Source organism: Congregibacter brevis (assembly GCF_045689245.1).
Taxonomy (GTDB): Bacteria; Pseudomonadota; Gammaproteobacteria; order Pseudomonadales; family Halieaceae; genus Congregibacter; species Congregibacter brevis.
This window is the reverse complement of sequence record NZ_CP136865.1, coordinates 3,531,031-3,549,311: the sequence shown is the minus strand read 5'-3', so window position 1 is coordinate 3,549,311 and position 18,281 is coordinate 3,531,031. Positions and strand designations below refer to the sequence as shown.

Here is an 18,281-nt window from a genome sequence, read left to right as displayed (position 1 = left end):
TATGAAACTTTGGCACTGTACCGGGGCGCGCTCTTTGCGCGCGGTGTGGGCTTTAGAGGAGCTGGGGCTGGACTATGAGCTCGTCATGTTGCCTTTTCCGCCTCGGGTGTTTCAGCGGGACTACCTCGAAGTGAATGCCCTCGGTACGATCCCGTATTTTGTTGATGGGGACGTAGAGATGACGGAATCCTGCGCGATTCCTCACTATCTGGCGACGCGGCCGGGCAATGAGCACCTGGCAGTGCCGCCGGAGCACCCTGCCTACGGAGATATGCTCAACTGGACCTACCACGCTGACGCCACGTTAACGTTCCCGCAAACCATTGTGCTCCGTTACACGGTGTTGGAGCCCACGCCAGAGAAGAAGCCCGTCGCGGACGATTACGCGAAGTGGTTTATCGCGCGTTTGCGGCGTCTTGATGCACACTTAGAGAACAACGATTATCTTGTTGATGGGCGATTTACTATTGCAGATATCTGCGTCGGTTACGCCCTGTACTTTGGTCAGACGCTCAAACTGGATGAACGCTATAAACCTCAAACTCTTGCCTATCTTGAACGTTTGATGAGTCGGGATGCTTTTGTCCGAGCGAACGCCGCAGGGCAGGACTCCAGCGAGTAATCGCGATAGCTGGAGGGCATTAATTACTGCCCGTCGAATACGCTTTTGTAAAACAAATAACGGAACACTCACTATGAATGCAGCTGTTAAAGAACTGGAAGACTTTCGCCGCGAGGTGGCTAGCTGGCTTGAGATCAACAAGCCCAAGGATCCGGGTTTTTTACTCCCGCAAACGTTTATGGAAGTCGGATCTGAGGAGCAGCTGGACTTTCTTCGAGAGTGGCAGCACAAGGTTTGGTCCGCAGGTTACCTAGGTATGGCCTGGGCGAAGGAGCATGGTGGGCAGGGCGTCGATGCCATCTACCAGTCCGTTGTGGATCAGGAAATGCGTCGCCAGGCAGTCCCTATCTGCTTTAACGTCATTGGCCTTGGCTGGGCGGGGCCGCTCATTAATGATATTGGCACTGAAGAAGAAAAACAGCGTTACCTAAAAGGTATCTTGAGCGCTGAGGATATTTGGTGTCAGGGTTTTTCGGAGCCCGATCATGGATCAGATCTTGGCAATGCACGAACCCGTGCAGAACGTGATGGGGACGACTACGTTGTCAACGGCAGTAAGATTTGGACCACCATGGGTAACTACGCGAAGTACATGATTCTGCTTGCTCGCACTAATCCTGCGGCAGAACGTAAGTACGACGGTCTGTCGTTCTTCCTGGCGCCCATGACCGTTGCAGGTGTTGATACCCGGCCGATTCGCAAGCTTACAGGAGAGTATGGGTTTACTGAGACGTTCTTTACGGACGCGCGCATTCCAGCGGACTGCCTCATGGGGGACGAAGGCGGCGGCTGGAAAATCGCTATGAAAACCTTGCAGTACGAGCGGGGCGCGGAAGCTGGCGCTGCTGGGGGCTTGGCCTTCGTGCGGATAGTCATTGACGATCTCATCGATCAGCTTCGCGACGTTACTCGTAATGGTAAACCGGTTCTAGAGGACCCCCTCATCCGTGACCAGCTGGTGAGTCTGATCATGGAAGAAAAAGCCGTGACCCTGGGTGATCGACGATCAGGGATTCCCGCTCTTACCAGCGACTACCCCCTGTCTTTACCCTTGTCGAACAAATTGCGTTGGACTGAGTACGCACGTCGTATGCGGCAGTTTGCGATTAATGCGCAGGGGGCCGACGGTGCGTTGTTTGTCGGTGATGATCGCGCTCGAGAAGGAGGTTTTTGGCAGCGCGCTTACCTCAATAGCTTTTCCGCCACCATCGGGGGCGGAACGAGTCAAGTTCAGGCAAATATCGTAGCCGAGCACGTGCTCGGTCTGCCGAAGTAAGGGATATAGGGAGTAGCAAAATGTCAGTAATGGGAAGTACAGCAATGCATTTTGATGAGGAGCAAAGCATGCTCCTCGACTACGCTCGCAGTTTCTGCGCTGATCGCGGTGGTTTGGACGCTGCGCGGGAGCATCTCGAGGCACCATTGGAATACAGTCCGGCGGTCTGGGAAGAGATAGTGGCAATGGGTTGGACCGGCATCGGTCTCCCAGAAGAGCTCGGCGGAGCGGGACTTGGTATCGGAGCAGCAGTGCCCGTAGCAGAGAGTCTCGGGAAGTCGCTCATGGGTACGCCGCTGCTATCGACCTTACTTGCAGCGCAGCTCCTGTTACGAGCGGATGGAGAGGCCTCGGCTGAAACACTTCGAGCTATTGCAGCTGGAGAGGCGGCCTGCGTCGCGGAGCTCGAGTCTGAAGACTGGAATGCGCTGCCTAGCAGTACGGTCGTTGATGCCTCTGGTCTGCTTCAGGGGCAGAAACGTTTGGTAATGGATGCTCAAAGTGCGCGTTGGGTGGTTGTCGTCGCGCTTGTAGGTGGAGAGCCTGGGCTAGCCGTGGTCGATGCTGAGAGTCTCAGCGCAGAGGCGGTAAGCCCCCGCGTACTCATCGACAATACGCATCGAGCGGCGGACATTACTTTTGATGGAGTAAAACCCGTGTTGCTGGTATCCGGAGCCGGCGTCTTGGACGCACTCCGTGATTATCGGCTTTTAGGGGCGCTTTTGGTCGCTGCAGAGAGCACTGGCGCAGCGGCCGCCTGTCTGGATGTTACGGTTGACTATCTCAAGACACGCAAGCAGTTCGGTAAGCTCATCGGCTCGTATCAAGCACTGAAGCATCCCAGCGTGGAAATCCTCAACATGATGGATTCAGCGCGGTCCTTCGTGTACCACGCAAGCTCCCTAGTGGGCGCTGATGCTCTTGCTAAAGATCAGGAAGTGGCTTGTCGTATGGCGAAGGCGCAGGCGACGGAAGCGCTCAAGTTTGCGGGAGATCGCGCGGTTCAGTTCCATGGCGGAATGGGTTTTACCTGGGACTGTGATGCACAGCTGTTTATCCGACGCGCACAGGGTGCACAGCAACAGTTTGGCGACGCCCAGCACCATCGTCAGCGTCTCGCTGCGCTACTTCTGGACGACTAGTTCAGATTCTGGACAGCAGCCCCCTAGAATCATCCTCAACAGGGCTTTCTGCGTAGAAACCCTATGACAAAACGTTCATCTATTCGCCGCGGCAGTTTTGGCCGCGGCCTCGCCGTTTCTATTGCGGGCATTCGAGCCGGAGGCGCATTCGCCTTGGGCTCGGCCGTTGAGCGATTGCGCGGCGAGGAGGCCGGCAATAGCGACCTCATGCACCGCGAAGCTCGTCGTTTTACCGCTGAGCTTGGGAAGTTGAAGGGCACCTACGTCAAGATCGGGCAGATGATGGCGCTTCTTGGGGAGCATTTTCTTCCCTCGCCTCTCACAGAAGCGCTTCATGATCTGGATTCACAAACGCACCCTTTACCCTGGAGTGAACTTGAGAATTCGGTGCGTGACAGCTTGGGCGATCGTTACGCCGAGTTGGTGGTGGACGACGAACCTTTGGCTGCCGCGTCACTTGCCCAGGTGCATCGTGCTACTTGGTGTAGGGATAACTACGATTTAGTACTCAAAATACAGTATCCGGGGTTAGCAGAAGTCATCGATGATGATTTCGATGCGGTCGTACGAATGCTGTATTTGACTCGCTGGATCAAAGCCGGACGGGAAATGGACGCCTGGTTTGAGGATATGCGCGAGCAATTGCATCACGAGATCGACTACCGGCGAGAGCGAGATATGACGCAGAGCGCTCGCGACCGCTTTAGAGACGATGACCGCTATCACGTACCGGAGGTTCTCGAGGCCTACTCCAGCGACACGCTGCTGGCATTGGAATATGTAGAAGGGCATCGGGTTACTGAACCAGCGGTGGCGGCGCTTTCCCAGTCTCGCCGTAACGCTTTGGGTCAAGCAATGCTTGAGCTGTTTTTTATTGAGCTTTATGACTGGGGCGTGCTGCAGACTGATCCTAATTTCGGCAATTACCTGATTCGCAGTAACGACGCGAGTGACAGCTTGGTGCTGCTTGATTTTGGTTCCACCTTAGCCTGTGATGACAACTTCCGTCGTCATTTCGGTGATGCGATAGCCGCAGGTCAAACGGGCGACCGTGAGTTACTTGCGGACAGCCTGGTTGGTCTTGGTTGTCTGAATGAGGAAGCTACGGATTTTGCGCGGCAAAGTTTTTGTGAGTTCTGCGAGATGCTGCTGGAGCCCTTAGCTCCTCCACAAAGCCTTCCACAAGAATATCTCAACGAGAAAGGTGAGTATTGCTGGGGGCGTTCGCGTCTCATGCAGCGCGTCGGGAAGCATGCGGCCAGCTCTGCGGCTACACGGCACTTTGCGACTCCTTCCAGAGACTTCGCCCTCATCGTTCGTAAGCTCACAGGTGTGTTCACGTTCATCACTGTGCTTAACGCAGAATTTAATGGCCATCACATAGCGCATCGCTACATTGATGACTGGATTACGGAGGGTGCGTAGCGATGGCTGGGTCCGATGATAAGCCACGTTCAAAAGGTAAAGCCGTACCCGCGAGTCGAGCAGGGCGTTTCGCCAAAGTAGCCCGTCTTGCCGGAGGTGTGGCAGGTGGCATGCTCGCCGAAGGGGCACGGCAACTTCGCGCAGGTAATCGGCCTAGCAAGCGAGATCTGCTTTTGACGCCGGGAAACGCTCGACGGGTTACCAAGCAGCTATCGGAGATGCGTGGCGCCGCGATGAAGCTGGGACAAATTCTGTCTATGGATTCCGGAGAGTTACTGCCGAAGGAACTCACAGATATTCTGGCGAGTTTGCGCTCCGATGGAACAAGCATGCCTGACTCACAGCTGGAAGGAGCCATGAGCGAGGCCTATGGCAGTGAATGGGAGAGCGAGTTTCAAATCTTTGATCGCTATCCCATTGCCGCTGCATCGATTGGGCAGGTACACAGGGCCGTCGCTCATGACGGCAAGGAGCTTGCGCTAAAGATTCAGTATCCGGGGGTAAGCAAAAGTATCGCGAGTGATGTAGATAACATCGCTACGGTTCTTCGTATCTCTGGACTGCTGCCCGAAGAGGCCGACATCCAGCCTCTACTGGACGACGCAAAACGACAGCTTAAAGATGAAGCTAACTATTTAAAAGAAGCGGAGTTTCTTCGCCGATTTAATGAAGTCCTGGGAGATGATGAGCGCTTCGTCTTGCCCGAGCTCGTGCCCGAGCTGACCCGTAAGAATGTTCTTGCGATGAGCTATGTGTCCGGCGGCCCCATTGATGCTATCGCGAGGCGTTCACAGGAAGAGCGAGATCGGGTGGTGTCTGCATTGGTAGAGCTGCTTCTCACCGAGCTTTTTGAGTTGCGAATGGTGCAAACAGATCCCAACTTTGCCAATTATCAGTACCGTTGGTCTAGTGGCGAAATCGTATTGCTGGACTTTGGGGCTACCAGAGATTTCAAAGCACGCTTCGTTAGCAATTATCGCAAGCTCGCGGTCGCCGCAGTGCATGGCGACAGAGATGCGATGACCGTTGCGGCCGAGAAAGTAGGTTACTCCATGGGCGATGAAGACTCACGCTACCGCGAACTTGTCTTGGAGCTGTTGTTACTGGCACTGGAGCCGCTTCGAGAAGATGTTCTTTATGATTTTGGTAGCTCCACGATGCCGGAACGCTTGGCAGCTCTCGGCAAAAGCGCAACGGAGTACGCCGACTTTTGGCACGCCCCTCCAACAGACGTTGTTTACTTTCATCGCAAGCTTGGTGGTATTTTTATGCTTGCCGCCCGCATGAATGCGCGAGTGAATGTGAACGAACTGATGCAGCGTTGGCTTTGATTCGATCGTGAGTAAACAAACGCTGCGATTGGTTCTCGGTGACCAGCTATCGCTGGCCAACCCCGTACTTGTAAATGCAGATCCCGAGCGGGATTGCATTCTGTTGGCCGAAGTTGCTGAAGAGGCCGGCTATGTAAAACACAACCGACACAAGATCGTGCTGATATTCAGCGCAATGCGTCACTTTGCGGAAGCCTTGCGCGAGCGGGGTTTTGACGTCGTTTATCGATCCTTTGATGAGGGCGTGGCGTCACTCTTCGAAGCGGTAGAAGGAGCTCTCGCGGATTCTGGGGCGGAAGCCCTCTTGGTCACTGCGCCCGGCGAGTATCGTCTTTTGGTCGAGATGCAGAGTTGGGGGGCAAAGCTGGATGGGTCGGTTGTCATTCAGGATGATGATCGCTTTCTATCTTCTGTCGAGGATTTCGAATCCTGGGCGGATGGGCGCAAACAGTTCCGTATGGAGTACTTTTATCGCGAGATGCGGCGTCGCTACAACTTACTCCTCGATTCTGACGGAGAGCCCGAAGGCGGAAAATGGAACTACGACGCTGACAATCGAAGTGGATGGCGTTCGCAGGTAGAGGTGCCCGAGAGACCCTCTGTTGCGATCGATACGATCACAGCTGATGTGATCGAACTTGTCGAAGATTACTTTCCAGACAACCCCGGGAAGCTGAGCGATTTTCGCTTGGCGGTGACCTCTGTCGACGCGCAGGCTCAGTTTGATTGGTTCTGTCATTATGCCCTCGAAAACTTTGGGACCTATCAGGATGCCCTCGCCGAAGAATCACCCTGGATGTTTCATGGGCTGATTTCCATGTATCTCAACATCGGTTTATTGGAACCACTAGCGGTGTGTAAGCAGGTTGAGAGTGCTTGGCGAGAGGGGCACTGTTCTCTTGCGGGAGCCGAAGGCTTTATCCGGCAGGTTCTTGGATGGCGCGAGTACGTCCGGGGGATTTACTGGCACGCTATGCCCGGGTACGCAGAACGTAATACCTTCGACGCCTCGCGTCCTTTACCCAGTTGGTTCTGGAGCGGTGATACGGATATGCGTTGCTTATCGCAGGCGTTAACTCAAAGCCTGGATCTTGGCTATGCGCACCATATTCAACGTCTAATGGTGATTGGCAACTTTGCACTCCTCACGGGGCTGGACGTGGGCGAAGTGTGCGACTGGTATCTAGCGGTCTATGTGGATGCCTTTGAATGGGTTGAGCTGCCGAACACGCTGGGTATGGCCTTACATGGAGATAAAGGCTTGATGGCCAGCAAGCCCTACGCCGCGTCAGGGAAATACATCCAGCGCCAGGGTAATCACTGCTCAGCTTGTCGTTACGACCCCAAACAGACCACCGGCGAGAATGCCTGTCCCTACAACAGCCTCTACTGGCACTTCATCGATCGCCATCAGGACTATCTCACTAAGAACTCCCGTATGGGTCTCATTGTGGGTGGTTGGAAGAAGCGCGCGTCTGACGACCGACAGGCCATAGTCGAGTGGGGCGATCGAATTTTGGCGACGATTCTGGACTAGGCGATCGACGAGACGCCTTTAGCACGCCGGCCTCGCTCGCTTGAACAACGTCGTGAGCAGTAAACGATCTCGTTCCAGTTGTTTTTCCAGCGTGCCCGCCAATGAAACGGTCGATCGCAGACCGGGCAGATCTTTTCAGGCTTTGGATTCTTTGATTGCCGTCGACCCTTGGATGGCTCTTTACTCTGTTTGCGTGCTCTCATGATCCTGATGGCGTGATGGGCCAGTCCGCGGCATCCGTCACGTACATGGGCTGTGTTGGTCGCTGACCATCCCATTTGGCCACGAAGACGCCCTCTGGATCGTAGGCTGCGGTTTGTTTCTCTATGTTGAACGCGCGGCCACCCCGTGGGTCGGCGCCAACGCCGGCAATATATTGCCAGTTTCCGTAGTTACTACCCACGTCATAGTCGATGAGATGTTTTTCGAAGAACGCAGCGCCGTAGCGCCAGTCGATGCCAAAATCATGTATCAGACAGCTTGCGGCAATTTGGCGTCCACGATTGCTCATCCATCCTGTAGCAACGAGCTGATGCATGAGTGCATTGACCAGGGGATGGTTTGTGTCGCCTGCGCACCAGCGTGCGAAATTCCGGGGTTCGAAAGTGCATCGCGATACCGCGCCCTGGTGTCCGCCATGACGAAAAAGCGCTACGCCATCTCGAATTGCTCGGTGGAAGAAATACTCGCGCCACAACAGTTCGAATACCATCCAGTAGGTAGATTCGTTGGCGCCAGCCTCTTCTTCGTGTTCTTGAACTGACGCAGCTACTTCCCGCGCAGAAAGGCAGCCGAGGGAAAGCCATGGAGATAGAGTGGAGCTTCCCTCCATCGGATCGAGGCAATTTCGCGTTTCCTTGTAGATCCGCAGGTCGCCGCTATCAATGAACTGTCGCAAGCGGCGCTGTCCGGCACTTCGTCCGCCGCGCAGGGGAAGACCCAGAGGCGCTTTGGTGCGTGCTTCGGGAATACGATGAAACGCCACCGCGGGTGGCTTCGGGAGTTGCGGTAAATCTCTGGTCGGCGCAACAGGGCTAAGATGCTTTTCTACTTTCCGTCGAAAGGGCGAAAAGCTGTCGGGGAGCTCCGGGCATACTTCAGCAATATCTGCTGGATTAAAGAGCGTGTTCCCCGAGTGTTCCAGCACGGGGATGTCTAGGCGATCTCGCAGCACCCTGATAGCGCGTGTTTCGTAACTTCCCGCGCACTTACTGGCATGTATCTCATCGATCGCGTAGTCCCTGATGAGGTCGGGTATGACCAGCTCTGGAGACCCTTGCAGCACAAGGAGCTTTTGTCCCAGGGGCTGAAGATCTTCATGGAGAGCAATTAAGCTCTCGGTAATAAAACGCTCTCGCTGCTCGCCCATCCCCTGCGTGTTGCACCAGGGGCGCTGGAGTGGCCACAAATAGACCAGCAGGAGCTCGTCTGCCTGGGCGGCGGCAACGAGTCCGGGGTGATCGTGTAGTCGCAAATCGTTGCGAAACCAGTAGATAGCGCGCATGCGTGGGTCACTTCAGAATACAGAACTTGATACGCAGCTTTGCGCTGCTTAGATGGCAATTGCAGCATCGCTGGGCTACGCTTCGCGCGCCGGGAATCGGGTTTACAGGCTTACCTGCCTGCCGGTAGTAAGTGTGGATAGTAGCGCCTCATCCCCTTCTTTCAGCCCCTATTACGGAGTTTCTATGTCAGATAACAGCATCCTTTTTCAGCCGTTCACTCTGGGCAAGCTTGAGCTTCCCAATCGCATTGTGATGGCGCCGATGACTCGTAGTATGTCACCCGGGAACGTACCTAACGACGATGTTGTGGAATATTATCGACGCCATGCTGCAGGTGGAACAGGATTGATTTTTACTGAAGGCACCTGTGTCAATCATATCGCCGCGAGCGGGTATCCAGATGTGCCTTACTTCTGGGGCGAAGAACGTCTTGCAGGATGGAAGAGGGTTGCTGAAGCCGTACACGCCGAAGGTGGAAAAATCGCACCCCAGCTGTGGCATGTCGGCGGTGTACGCCGCGCGGGTACGCCACCCGAAGGCGACGTGCCGGGATATGCACCATCGGGGATGGGAGTTCCCGGAAAAGTCCGATGCCATGTGATGACCCAAGAAGACATACGCGACGTTGTTAAGGCCTTTGCTGATGCTGCACGGGATGCTCAGGCATGCGGGTTTGATGCCATCGAACTGCACGGCGCTCATGGTTATCTGATCGACCAGTTTTTCTGGGAGGGCACAAACCAGCGGGACGATCACTATGCGGGGTCTTTGGATAACCGAGGACGTTTTGCCTGCGAAATTATTGCAGCCTGCCGCGCTGCTGTGGGGCCTGACTTCCCAATCGCGCTGCGTTGGTCTCAGTGGAAACAACAGGACTACAGCGCCCGCCTTGTGGAGACACCGGAAGCGCTGGAACAGTTTTTGACGCCGCTATCAGAAGCGGGTGTGGATATCTTTCATTGTTCCCAGCGTCGTTTTTGGGAGCCAGAGTTTGAAGGGTCAGATCTCAATCTTGCAGGCTGGACCAAGAAGATCACCGGTAAGCCCACAATTACGGTAGGCAGTGTTGGTTTGAACGCTGATTTTATTCCTACGCCGGGTGAGACGGGCTTTAGAGAGGCCGAGACAGCATCACTAGATAACCTGATCGCGCGGCTGGATGCTGATGAATTTGATCTGGTGGCGGTCGGACGAGCGATGCTTGCGAATCCAGACTGGGCGAACAAAGTTCGCGAGGGTGATAACGCGGGATTGGTGCCGTTTCGGAAAGAGATGTTAGGTTCTTTGCTCTAGGGACTGTTCACCCGCTCAAGGCTGTTCACTCGCTCAGGGCTGTTTACTCGCTCAAGGCTGTTTCGAGCTCCGCGATTCGAAGTTGTAGGTCTCGGTTTTTTACCCGCAATTCGTTTACCTGGGATCGATCGATGGACTGCGCGCCGGGGGATATGTCTCTCGGCACGTTTTCACCGGCAAGATCCACAACAGCTCCGAAAGTTGGCTGATTTACGCCCATTAACTCGGACTGACTCCAGGCGAGATAGCTGAAAGCTGCGCTGCCGATGAGAAGCAGCGCTGTGGCCAGGTGCTGCCACATTTTTCGGTGGCTCTGACTGGTCGAGTGCAGTACTGCCTGCTTGGGTGCGTGGCTGTCTATAGCGTTAAGGGTGGAGCTTTCGTTGACCACTGGCCGTGAGGCGACGGCCTCGATGAGTTGCTCACTAAGCCAAAGATTGTTTACACGTTGCTGCATACGGCTCCGCGACCATTGGCCTTGGCGTGATACAGGTGTGTATCGGCGCGTTGAAGCAAAGTGTTTTCAGTGTCTCCCGCTTGATAGCCGGCGATGCCAATGCTCACGTCAGGCCGCAGGGCATCATCAGCATCATCTAGCCCGAATTCCTCGTTCGTGATGCTCTTTAGGTTCTCACGAATTTGTTTGGCGGCTTCGTGCGCGCCTTCCGCGTCGGTGTGGGGTAGCAGGATTGTGAATTCATCACCGCCATAGCGAAACAGAAGGTCCGAGCCTCGCATGCTCTTTTTGAAGGCGTTGGCAATGGTTCTGAGGATATGGTCACCGCCAAGGTGCCCTAGTGTGTCGTTGATCTTCTTGAAATGATCGACGTCAATCATCATTAATGACAGGGGGCTGTTGTGACGTCGGGTTCGCGACATCTCGCGCTCGATCCAGGTCTTTAGCGACAGGCGGTTGCCAAAGCCGGTCAACGGGTCTTGTGTTACCAATGCTTCAAGGGTTTGATAATCGATGGCTGTGCGAAGGCAACGAGCGATAATGCCAAGGGCTTGCTCTATGGCCAGTAGCTCACTTTCACTAAAGCGCTCGCGACGACAGAGGGAGACTCTGCCTAAGTCCGTCTTGTCGAGGACGAGAGTGTAATTGGCGCTGTGATGACGTCGGTTACCAAGCCGGATGTTATCGACTTCACCCAAGGTCTCGTAGGTCATTCCTTCCGCGAGACCGAGATCAGCACACCAGCTGTAGAATATCGAGATGATTGATTCGACATTGTTGTTGCCGATCACGCGCTGCATTAGGAGTAATTGTTGTTCCGCGCCCTCATTCCAGCGGCCCGGCTGTTCGGCGATAGCCTCGCTCGTCGACACGGACGCTGCTGTACTCGTCGTCGGTAGCTGTTCGTTGTCGATCTTGCTGTGAAGAGGAATGACTTTCTTCATTGCTTTGGCCTCGTCGCCGCCGGATTAAAACCGTCGTTGTTTGCGTCAAGACTGTACTAGCAAGCAGTGTGCCAGTTATTTTTTTAGACTTTAGGCGCTTTTGGCGGGTTTTTTTGAGAATTTGGGGAAATTTTATTCAGTGGCACCGTTTGCGACAAGAATCTGTCGCATGATTGGCGTCAAAAATCCGATAAATCGGGACTGTTGTCAGATAACTGGCAGGGGGTAGATCTGAGGTCTTACCGTTTTCGGGTGGCAGTGTGGGTGGTGTGGAGCGAAGCTATGCTTTACCTAGGGTGCGTCCATCGCTTTGGTGCTCCCGTGATCCGCTGAGCGAATACAGATCGGCGCCGCCGTCCTCCTGGCGCAGCACATCCAGAGCACCTCGGGTGCGTTCCTGCAGGCGGAGGATGAGGCCTCCGTTGCGCCGATTGCTTTCCTGACACTGGGTGGCAATCTCGGCGAGTTCATCTCTAAGCTGCTCATCAGATTTGTCGCCCTTGCAGTGAGTGATGAGATCACTCAGCGAACTTTCGGCCCCCAATCCCAATCCACGCATCCATGCTAAGCGCTGTTGCTGCTGGGATTGATGCGCTGCCACAGCGTCGTTCTTCGCCGCGATCGCGGCCTCAAGTTCGTCAACAGCGTTACTGATGAGCGCCTGATACTCAGCCGATAGTGCTTCTTGGAGGGCTTTGAGAGTGCCCAATTCGGCTTGTAAAAGCGTGCGGAGGTTTGTGGAGTCGGCGCTCATGCGCGGCTTGATTCTCGTGATCTAACCGAGATCGGCTTCGCTTTGGAGCAGGCTGTCTACGATACGGGCAGGATCCACCTCGTAGCTGCCGTTACTGATGGCCTCGCGAATAGTGTCTACGCGTGCCTGATCGATGCCCGGCAATTCGCGTAACTGATTTTCCAGGGACAGCAGTTCCGACGCAGTACTAGTGATAGAGACGGACTCGCCGCTGGCGACGCTGGGTTGAGACTCGTTAGTCTTGGCGCCGTCCACAGCAGATCCACGACGACTTACCTGATCGGTGTCGCTGCGGGTCTGTCGAATATTGACGTTGCCTTCTACGGGGTTCATTGCCCTTCCATCCGGTTGCATTCCTCGATTTTGAAGAGGGACGCGATACACACGTTGCTTCTGGTCTATATAGCGACCGAAAGCGTCAAAAGTTTAGCACATCGAGCACTTTAAACTGCTGTACCTATCAGCGAGGCTTGAGAGCTCCATCACGGTATTCGCACGCTGCCGTCGGAGAGTACCAGCCCCTCAACGCGCTTACCTGACGTTAGGTTGGTCACCAGCAGGCGATCTCCTTGAGCGCCGCTGCCCATGGCCTTGCCTTGCATGCGTACTTCGATGCCTGAGCCCCCTGCAACAAGCGTCACCATCTGGCCCCGGGTCACGAGTTCCGGCAGGTCAACATGACCGTGGCGTAAGGTGGACCCGGCTGACAGTGGTCTTTTGAGCTCCATGCCGACCGCTAGCTCGGGATCGATGATTACATCGGCTGCCTGAGTCTTTATACGGCGGGTGACCATTTTCAGGTCGTCGGGGGCGAGGATAGTCCCTCGCGGCAGCGCTTTGGTGAGGACCGGTAGCTCCAGAGAGGCGCTAACTTCAGCGCGAAGATAGAGCGTCCAGGGTACGTTGCCGCTGCATCGTACGCCGTAGCTTACGGGGCCAAGTACACGACCATTGTGGGGGCGAACTATCTCGAGATCCCGATCGCACAGTGCTGGTCTAAGGCGCTGATCTAGCGGGCGTACGCGAACTTCAACCTGATCAAGTCCTTGCTCTGATGCCGCTTGTAACGCCGCAAATTCCACGACATTCAGAATGTCGTCGTGAGGTTGGGTTGCACCGGAGGTCGCAGCCGGAACCGCGCCTGAGAAAAACGCCGTGCAGAGTACGATGGCGCCGACCCGGCGCCTGAGCACCGGCCTGTCTATATGCTTTGCTACGCGTTTTCTGAGTACAACTGTCATTTATCTGACGCTTCCAGCCGTTAAATTGTGTCTGGAGCCTCTGCAGCAGATTTCATGCCACCACCAAAAAGAGAGGTGGCAATCGAGGACACTCAGTACCTACGGCAACGGCAATGCTTGCCGCCGAGGTGGCAAATTGCCGCTTCTTGCCTCATCAGAATAAACTTAAGTTATTGTATTTAATAGTAAAAAAGTTATGGCACGGTCTTTGAATGGATGTATGCAGAACACTTTATGGACGGTAGGAAAATGGCAGGACTAGACAGCGCTCTCGGCATATCTCCACAGGTTCTGGCGCTCAGGGCCCAAAAGACGGAATTGCTGTCGGCCAACATCGCTAACTCGGACACTCCCGGGTTCAAAGCCAGAGATATCGACTTTGCAGCGGCCATGCGTCAGGCGGGTGGGCAGCAGGAGGGTATGACTCGAACCCACGCAGCACACATGAGCGCCGCGGGCGATCCGGGAAGTGCCGAGCCGATGTATCGAGTGCCGTCACAGCCGAGCCTCGATGGGAACACTGTGGAGTCGCAACGAGAGCACGCTGCCTTCATGGACAACGCGATCCGTTATCAGGCGAGCCTCAATCTGCTGGATGGCCGCATTAATGCACTGCGCACAGCTATCCGCGGACAGGTTTAAGGAGTGACTGCTATGAGCAACGCACAATCAACGAGTACTGCACTCTCACCGAGTATCGAACTATGAGTCTGTTTAACGCCATTAGTGTCGCGGCCACATCACTGGATGCGCAAAGCACGCGTCTCAACACCATCTCCAGCAATCTCGCCAACGCCAATGCCGTAAGCAGTAGCGCTGAAGAAACCTACCGAGCTCAATACCCGGTGTTCGAGACCATGCTCAACGAATTGACAGCAGGAAACGGTATGGACGCGGTTTCTGGCGTCCGTGTTTCCGGTGTTATGCAATCTGACTTGCCCGCGGTCAAAGAATACGTGCCCTCGCACCCCATGGCTGACGACGAGGGCTTCATCTATCGCCCCGCTATTAACAGTGTGGAAGAGATGACCAACATGATGGAGGCCTCGCGCTCCTATCAGGACAACATCGAAGCGATGAATACCGCGAAGCAGCTCATTCTGCGAACGCTCACCCTTGGCCGATAACTGAATTCGGAGTAACGACGAAGCATGGATTCTCTAACATCAATCAACGAACTATTCCCGTCCTCCACGCCGCTCGGAAATGAGTCCGCAAACTCTATCGAGGACATGGATGCTCAGGACTTTCTCGAGCTGATGGTGGCCGAGCTCGAAAATCAGGATCCCACAAAGCCCAACGATAACGCAGACATGATGGGGCAGCTGGCGCAGTTTGGCACTGTGTCTGGGATTGATGAGTTGAATGCGAATTTCGCCGGTTTAAGTAGCGCCTTGACCGGAGGCCAGGGCTTGCAGGCGGCAGCCTTGGTAGGTCGTAGCGTAACCACAGAGAGCAATCTCGGTGAATTGGCGGAAGTGCCTAATGCCCAGGGCGAAATGGAATATGCGCTGGACGCCACGGTGGAGTTTGGATCCAGTAACGCTGGCGGTAGCTTCTTTGTACAAGACATGACGGGGCGCCTCGTTTACAGCGCTGCACTGCCTCCCTCTCAGGGTGGGCAGTTGCCGGTGCGCTGGGATGGTCGCAACGCTCAAGGCGAACTAGCGCCGCCGGGGACTTATCGTGTCTCTGCCGAGGCGATCGTGGGTGGACAAAGCACCGCAGTCTCGGTCTTCGCGCATCAGCGAGTGGAGTCGGTAGCCGTTGATGGTGCTCAAGGGGCCGTCACATTGAATCTCGGCAATGGCAGCAGCATTGCTCTCGAAGAAGTTAAACAGTTTCTCTAATAATCACTCTTGAAGGAGAGTTTGTATGGCGTTTAGTACAGCAATTTCAGGCATCAACGCGGCCAACGCTGACCTTGGTGTGATTAGTAACAACATCGCCAACGCGTCGACGACGGGCTTTAAGGCGTCTCGCGCCGAGTTTGCCGATGTGTATGCAACCAGCCTGCTAGGCGCTGGCTCGAATGCCATTGGTCAGGGTGTTGCCCTGGCGGGTGTGAGTCAGGAGTTTGGGCAAGGCACGATCACTTTTACCAACAATTCGCTTGATCTTGCCATCAACGGTAACGGCTTTTTCCAGCTGAGCGTTGAAGGGGCCATTGAGTACACGCGCGCCGGAAACTTTCAGGTGGATAACGAAGGGTTTCTGGTTTCCAACCAAAATTCCCGCTTGCAGGGTTTCCAAGTCGACGGTGGCGGAGATGTCACTGGTCAGCTTGGTGATATCCAGATTGATACATCATTGATCGATCCCAATCCCACCGCAGCGGTAGGTCTCACCAGTAACCTGGATTCCAGAGACGTGAGCCCAGGTACAGGGTTCGCGACTAACGGACCCTACGACGCTTTTGCGGTGCCTGCGACGTCACCCAATCCAGTGGACTTCAATGCGACTACCTCCACAACGATTTATGACAGCTTGGGTAATCCCCATGTGCTCAGCCTGTATTACGTAAAGACCACTAACCCGAATGAGTGGGAGGTGTATTCGCTGATTGATGGCCAAAGCCAGGATCCGGGTAGTGGCACTGTCGGCGACCCCGTCACATTGACCTTCACCTCCAATGGTCAGTTTGATCCCACATCAGCGACAGACATTAACGTGACGGGCTGGGCGCCCATCGACGCTACGGGTATTTCTAACGGTGCTTCTGCTCAGAACTTCGCCGTTAACCTGCAGCAGACAACGCAGTTTGGTACGGACTTTTCCGTATCCAGCGTTATTCAGGATGGTTTTGCGGCAGGACAGCTTCGTGGCTTGGAGATTGACGAGTCCGGGGTGGCTTTCGCCCGATACACCAATGGTGAGTCTCGTGCCTTGGGTCAGATTGCCTTGGCAAGCTTTAGTAACCAAAACGGCTTGCAGCCCATCGGCGACACTAATTGGGTCGAGACCTTTTCTTCGGGAGCACCCAACGTCTCCGGGCCGGGTACGTCAGGCTTAGGCGTTATTCAGTCTGCGGCACTTGAGGATTCAAATGTGGAAATCACGCAGGAGCTTGTGGATCTGATCATTGCCCAGCGTAACTTCCAAGCGAATGCGCAGGTGATTCAGGCAGCGGATGCAATCACTCAGACCGTGATCAACCTCCGGTAATAAGCCAAGGAGTCGGGACTAAAAGCGCATGGATCATTTTGTCTACATAGCCGCCGCGGGTGCAAAAGAGACGATGCTCGCGCAAGCGGCAAACGCCCACAATTTGGCGAACGCATCGACTACGGGTTTCAAGGCGGACCTCATCGAAGCGCAAACGGTTTACCTGCGCGGCGAGGGTATGGAAACCCGCGCCTACAATGTAATTGAAGATACCGGTGTGGACTTTGAGCAGGGTGTTCTTGAGCAGACAGGTCGTGATCTGGATTTAGCAATCAACGGCGATGGCTGGTTCGCGGTTCAGTCCCAGGCGACCAATGGTGGTGAGGGCTTAACCCGTCGCGGCGATTTTCGCATCGATGAGCTTGGGCAGATGGTCAATGGCGCAGGTGAAGCACTCATGGGCAACGATGGTCCCATTGCTCTGCCGCCTTTTAGCAGTCTGTCTATCGGTAGCGACGGCACAATTTCGATTATCCCCCTCGGTGAGTTGCCTAATGCCGTAGCTGTCCTTGATCGCATAAAAATGGTCAAGCCTTCAGCAGAGAATGTATCTAAAGGCGAAAACGGATTACTGCAAACCGCCAGCGGTTTACCGGCGCCTGCGGATGCTGATGTTCGCCTCGTGAGCGGCGCTTTGGAATCGAGCAATGTGAATCCAGTGTCAGCGATGGTTCGCATGATAGAGCTGTCTCGCCAGTTCGAACATTTCGTGAAACTAATGAAGGTGGCCGAGGATGTTGATACGTCCAGCGCCACCTTAATGCGCATGCAGTCCTAATTGCGTGTATAGGAGAAGATAAGTGAATCAGTCACTGTGGATTTCCAAGACAGGTTTAGACGCTCAGCAAACCAAGATGTCGACGATTGCCAACAACCTGGCGAACGTAGGGACAACCGGTTTTAAGCGTGGACGCGCCATTTTTGAAGATTTGATCTATCAGAACGTGCGACAGGTAGGCTCGCAATCTTCCCAGGACACCTTGCTGCCATCAGGTTTGCAGATCGGTACGGGAACACGCGTCGTGGCTACGGAAAAGCTGTTCACGCAAGGTAATCTCACTAAGACCGATGGTGCACTGGATATCGCTATTCAGGGCAGGGGCTTCTTCGAGATTCTTCTGCCCGATGGTAACCAGGCATTTACCCGTGACGGGTCATTCCAGATTAATGATCAGGGCATTGTGGTGAGCTCAGCGGGTTATCAGCTGCAACCGCCGATCACGATCCCTCAGGATGCGTTGTCGGTGACCATCGCAAACGATGGCACGGTTTCGGTGCAGCAGCCCGGCAACCCTGCATCTACGCAGGTCGGCGTTGTGCAGCTCACGGACTTTATCAATCCGGCAGGTCTGCAGGCGCGTGGCGAAAACCTGTACCTGGAGTCCGGAGCCAGTGGCGCTCCGCAGCCGGGCAACCCCGGTTTGAATGGCTTGGGCACCTTGTCCCAGGGCTATGTAGAAAGTTCGAACGTGAATGTCGTAGAGGAGCTGGTCAACATGATTGAGACTCAGCGTGCCTACGAAATGAACTCCCGGGCGATTTCTACTGCGGATCAGATGCTTCAGTACATCTCTAATAATCTGTAGGTG

20 protein-coding genes are annotated in these 18,281 nt (G+C 54.9%); 13 read left to right on the top strand and 7 right to left on the bottom strand.

What is annotated here, in order from left to right:
* The first annotated feature begins 1 nt into the window (after window position 1).
* The 6 genes from R0137_RS15740 to R0137_RS15715 all read left to right on the top strand — a co-directional run bounded on the left by R0137_RS15740 (window position 2) and on the right by R0137_RS15715 (window position 7,333).
* A complete protein-coding gene (locus R0137_RS15740) occupies window positions 2-622 on the top strand; it encodes a glutathione S-transferase family protein (RefSeq protein ID WP_407327346.1) in 621 nt (206 codons plus the stop codon).
* A gap of 73 nt (window positions 623-695) precedes the next feature.
* The gene (locus R0137_RS15735; RefSeq protein ID WP_407327345.1) at window positions 696-1,898 is read left to right on the top strand and encodes an acyl-CoA dehydrogenase family protein; all 1,203 of its coding nucleotides are present in this window, start codon (window positions 696-698) and stop codon (window positions 1,896-1,898) included.
* Window positions 1,899-1,918: 20 nt separating this feature from the next.
* Complete coding sequence (locus tag R0137_RS15730; protein WP_407327344.1) at window positions 1,919-3,040, top strand: acyl-CoA dehydrogenase family protein; 1,122 nt, start codon at window positions 1,919-1,921, stop codon at window positions 3,038-3,040.
* Window positions 3,041-3,103: 63 nt separating this feature from the next.
* Window positions 3,104-4,465, top strand: coding sequence for an ABC1 kinase family protein (locus tag R0137_RS15725; RefSeq protein ID WP_407327343.1), 1,362 nt, complete (start codon window positions 3,104-3,106; stop codon window positions 4,463-4,465).
* A gap of 2 nt (window positions 4,466-4,467) precedes the next feature.
* Window positions 4,468-5,796 (top strand): ABC1 kinase family protein, encoded by a 1,329-nt coding sequence (locus R0137_RS15720; RefSeq protein WP_407327342.1) that lies wholly within the window; start codon window positions 4,468-4,470, stop codon window positions 5,794-5,796.
* A gap of 7 nt (window positions 5,797-5,803) precedes the next feature.
* On the top strand, window positions 5,804-7,333 hold the full coding sequence (locus R0137_RS15715) for a cryptochrome/photolyase family protein (RefSeq protein ID WP_407327341.1): 1,530 nt from the start codon (window positions 5,804-5,806) through the stop codon (window positions 7,331-7,333).
* On the opposite strand, the gene R0137_RS15710 is transcribed toward R0137_RS15715, so the two are convergent.
* A complete protein-coding gene (locus R0137_RS15710; protein ID WP_407327340.1) occupies window positions 7,330-7,536 on the bottom strand; it encodes a DUF2256 domain-containing protein in 207 nt (68 codons plus the stop codon). The two genes, R0137_RS15715 and R0137_RS15710, sit on opposite strands and share 4 nt — an antisense overlap.
* A complete protein-coding gene (locus tag R0137_RS15705) occupies window positions 7,533-8,837 on the bottom strand; it encodes a DASH family cryptochrome (RefSeq protein WP_407327339.1) in 1,305 nt (434 codons plus the stop codon). The genes R0137_RS15710 and R0137_RS15705 overlap by 4 nt, the downstream gene beginning before the upstream one ends.
* Window positions 8,838-9,021: 184 nt before the next feature.
* Between R0137_RS15705 and R0137_RS15700 the strand changes: the two genes are divergently transcribed.
* Entirely contained in the window at window positions 9,022-10,131 is a 1,110-nt protein-coding gene (locus R0137_RS15700) for an NADH:flavin oxidoreductase (protein ID WP_407327338.1), read from the top strand.
* 43 nt (window positions 10,132-10,174) lie between these two features.
* On the opposite strand, the gene R0137_RS15695 is transcribed toward R0137_RS15700, so the two are convergent.
* The 5 genes from R0137_RS15695 to flgA all read right to left on the bottom strand — a co-directional run bounded on the left by R0137_RS15695 (window position 10,175) and on the right by flgA (window position 13,527).
* The gene (locus R0137_RS15695; RefSeq protein ID WP_407327337.1) at window positions 10,175-10,588 is read right to left on the bottom strand and encodes a hypothetical protein; all 414 of its coding nucleotides are present in this window, start codon (window positions 10,586-10,588) and stop codon (window positions 10,175-10,177) included.
* Window positions 10,573-11,532 (bottom strand): GGDEF domain-containing protein, encoded by a 960-nt coding sequence (locus tag R0137_RS15690; RefSeq protein WP_407327336.1) that lies wholly within the window; start codon window positions 11,530-11,532, stop codon window positions 10,573-10,575. The genes R0137_RS15695 and R0137_RS15690 overlap by 16 nt, the downstream gene beginning before the upstream one ends.
* A 280-nt stretch (window positions 11,533-11,812) precedes the next feature.
* Window positions 11,813-12,286 (bottom strand): flagella synthesis protein FlgN, encoded by a 474-nt coding sequence (locus tag R0137_RS15685; RefSeq protein WP_407327335.1) that lies wholly within the window; start codon window positions 12,284-12,286, stop codon window positions 11,813-11,815.
* Between the two features lie 21 nt (window positions 12,287-12,307).
* Window positions 12,308-12,619, bottom strand: coding sequence for a flagellar biosynthesis anti-sigma factor FlgM (gene flgM / locus R0137_RS15680; protein ID WP_405273779.1), 312 nt, complete (start codon window positions 12,617-12,619; stop codon window positions 12,308-12,310).
* A gap of 149 nt (window positions 12,620-12,768) precedes the next feature.
* Window positions 12,769-13,527, bottom strand: a complete 759-nt coding sequence (flgA, locus tag R0137_RS15675) for a flagellar basal body P-ring formation chaperone FlgA (protein ID WP_407327334.1) — start codon at window positions 13,525-13,527, stop codon at window positions 12,769-12,771.
* A gap of 234 nt (window positions 13,528-13,761) precedes the next feature.
* On the opposite strand from flgA, the gene flgB reads away from it, so the two are divergent.
* The 6 genes from flgB (at window position 13,762) to flgG (ending at window position 18,278) form a co-directional block, all read left to right on the top strand.
* Entirely contained in the window at window positions 13,762-14,169 is a 408-nt protein-coding gene (gene flgB / locus R0137_RS15670) for a flagellar basal body rod protein FlgB (protein WP_407327333.1), read from the top strand.
* Between the two features lie 62 nt (window positions 14,170-14,231).
* A complete protein-coding gene (gene flgC / locus R0137_RS15665; RefSeq protein ID WP_405273776.1) occupies window positions 14,232-14,654 on the top strand; it encodes a flagellar basal body rod protein FlgC in 423 nt (140 codons plus the stop codon).
* 24 nt (window positions 14,655-14,678) lie between these two features.
* Window positions 14,679-15,377 carry a flagellar hook assembly protein FlgD gene (locus tag R0137_RS15660; protein ID WP_407327332.1) on the top strand — a complete coding sequence of 233 codons (699 nt, stop codon included), beginning with the start codon at window positions 14,679-14,681 and terminating at the stop codon, window positions 15,375-15,377.
* 25 nt (window positions 15,378-15,402) lie between these two features.
* Window positions 15,403-16,692 (top strand): flagellar hook protein FlgE, encoded by a 1,290-nt coding sequence (gene flgE / locus R0137_RS15655; protein WP_407327331.1) that lies wholly within the window; start codon window positions 15,403-15,405, stop codon window positions 16,690-16,692.
* Between the two features lie 28 nt (window positions 16,693-16,720).
* Window positions 16,721-17,470: a flagellar basal body rod protein FlgF gene (gene flgF / locus R0137_RS15650; protein ID WP_405273773.1), complete on the top strand. Its 750-nt coding sequence runs from the start codon at window positions 16,721-16,723 to the stop codon at window positions 17,468-17,470.
* A 76-nt stretch (window positions 17,471-17,546) separates the two neighbouring features.
* Entirely contained in the window at window positions 17,547-18,278 is a 732-nt protein-coding gene (flgG, locus tag R0137_RS15645; protein ID WP_407330034.1) for a flagellar basal-body rod protein FlgG, read from the top strand.
* Window positions 18,279-18,281 lie beyond the last annotated feature (3 nt).

Bases quoted from the DNA above. Each gene is read 5' to 3' on its own strand.
- R0137_RS15740 (WP_407327346.1), top strand. From the start codon at position 2: ATGAAACTTTGGCACTGTACCGGGGCGCGCTCTTTGCGCGCGGTGTGG.
- R0137_RS15735 (WP_407327345.1), top strand. From the start codon at position 696: ATGAATGCAGCTGTTAAAGAACTGGAAGACTTTCGCCGCGAGGTGGCT.
- R0137_RS15730 (WP_407327344.1), top strand. From the start codon at position 1,919: ATGTCAGTAATGGGAAGTACAGCAATGCATTTTGATGAGGAGCAAAGC.
- R0137_RS15725 (WP_407327343.1), top strand. From the start codon at position 3,104: ATGACAAAACGTTCATCTATTCGCCGCGGCAGTTTTGGCCGCGGCCTC.
- R0137_RS15720 (WP_407327342.1), top strand. From the start codon at position 4,468: ATGGCTGGGTCCGATGATAAGCCACGTTCAAAAGGTAAAGCCGTACCC.
- R0137_RS15710 (WP_407327340.1), bottom strand. From the start codon at position 7,536: ATGAGAGCACGCAAACAGAGTAAAGAGCCATCCAAGGGTCGACGGCAA.
- R0137_RS15705 (WP_407327339.1), bottom strand. From the start codon at position 8,837: ATGCGCGCTATCTACTGGTTTCGCAACGATTTGCGACTACACGATCAC.
- R0137_RS15700 (WP_407327338.1), top strand. From the start codon at position 9,022: ATGTCAGATAACAGCATCCTTTTTCAGCCGTTCACTCTGGGCAAGCTT.
- R0137_RS15695 (WP_407327337.1), bottom strand. From the start codon at position 10,588: ATGCAGCAACGTGTAAACAATCTTTGGCTTAGTGAGCAACTCATCGAG.
- R0137_RS15690 (WP_407327336.1), bottom strand. From the start codon at position 11,532: ATGAAGAAAGTCATTCCTCTTCACAGCAAGATCGACAACGAACAGCTA.
- R0137_RS15685 (WP_407327335.1), bottom strand. From the start codon at position 12,286: ATGAGCGCCGACTCCACAAACCTCCGCACGCTTTTACAAGCCGAATTG.
- flgM (WP_405273779.1), bottom strand. From the start codon at position 12,619: ATGAACCCCGTAGAAGGCAACGTCAATATTCGACAGACCCGCAGCGAC.
- flgA (WP_407327334.1), bottom strand. From the start codon at position 13,527: ATGACAGTTGTACTCAGAAAACGCGTAGCAAAGCATATAGACAGGCCG.
- flgB (WP_407327333.1), top strand. From the start codon at position 13,762: ATGGACGGTAGGAAAATGGCAGGACTAGACAGCGCTCTCGGCATATCT.
- flgC (WP_405273776.1), top strand. From the start codon at position 14,232: ATGAGTCTGTTTAACGCCATTAGTGTCGCGGCCACATCACTGGATGCG.
- R0137_RS15660 (WP_407327332.1), top strand. From the start codon at position 14,679: ATGGATTCTCTAACATCAATCAACGAACTATTCCCGTCCTCCACGCCG.
- flgE (WP_407327331.1), top strand. From the start codon at position 15,403: ATGGCGTTTAGTACAGCAATTTCAGGCATCAACGCGGCCAACGCTGAC.
- flgF (WP_405273773.1), top strand. From the start codon at position 16,721: ATGGATCATTTTGTCTACATAGCCGCCGCGGGTGCAAAAGAGACGATG.
- flgG (WP_407330034.1), top strand. From the start codon at position 17,547: ATGTCGACGATTGCCAACAACCTGGCGAACGTAGGGACAACCGGTTTT.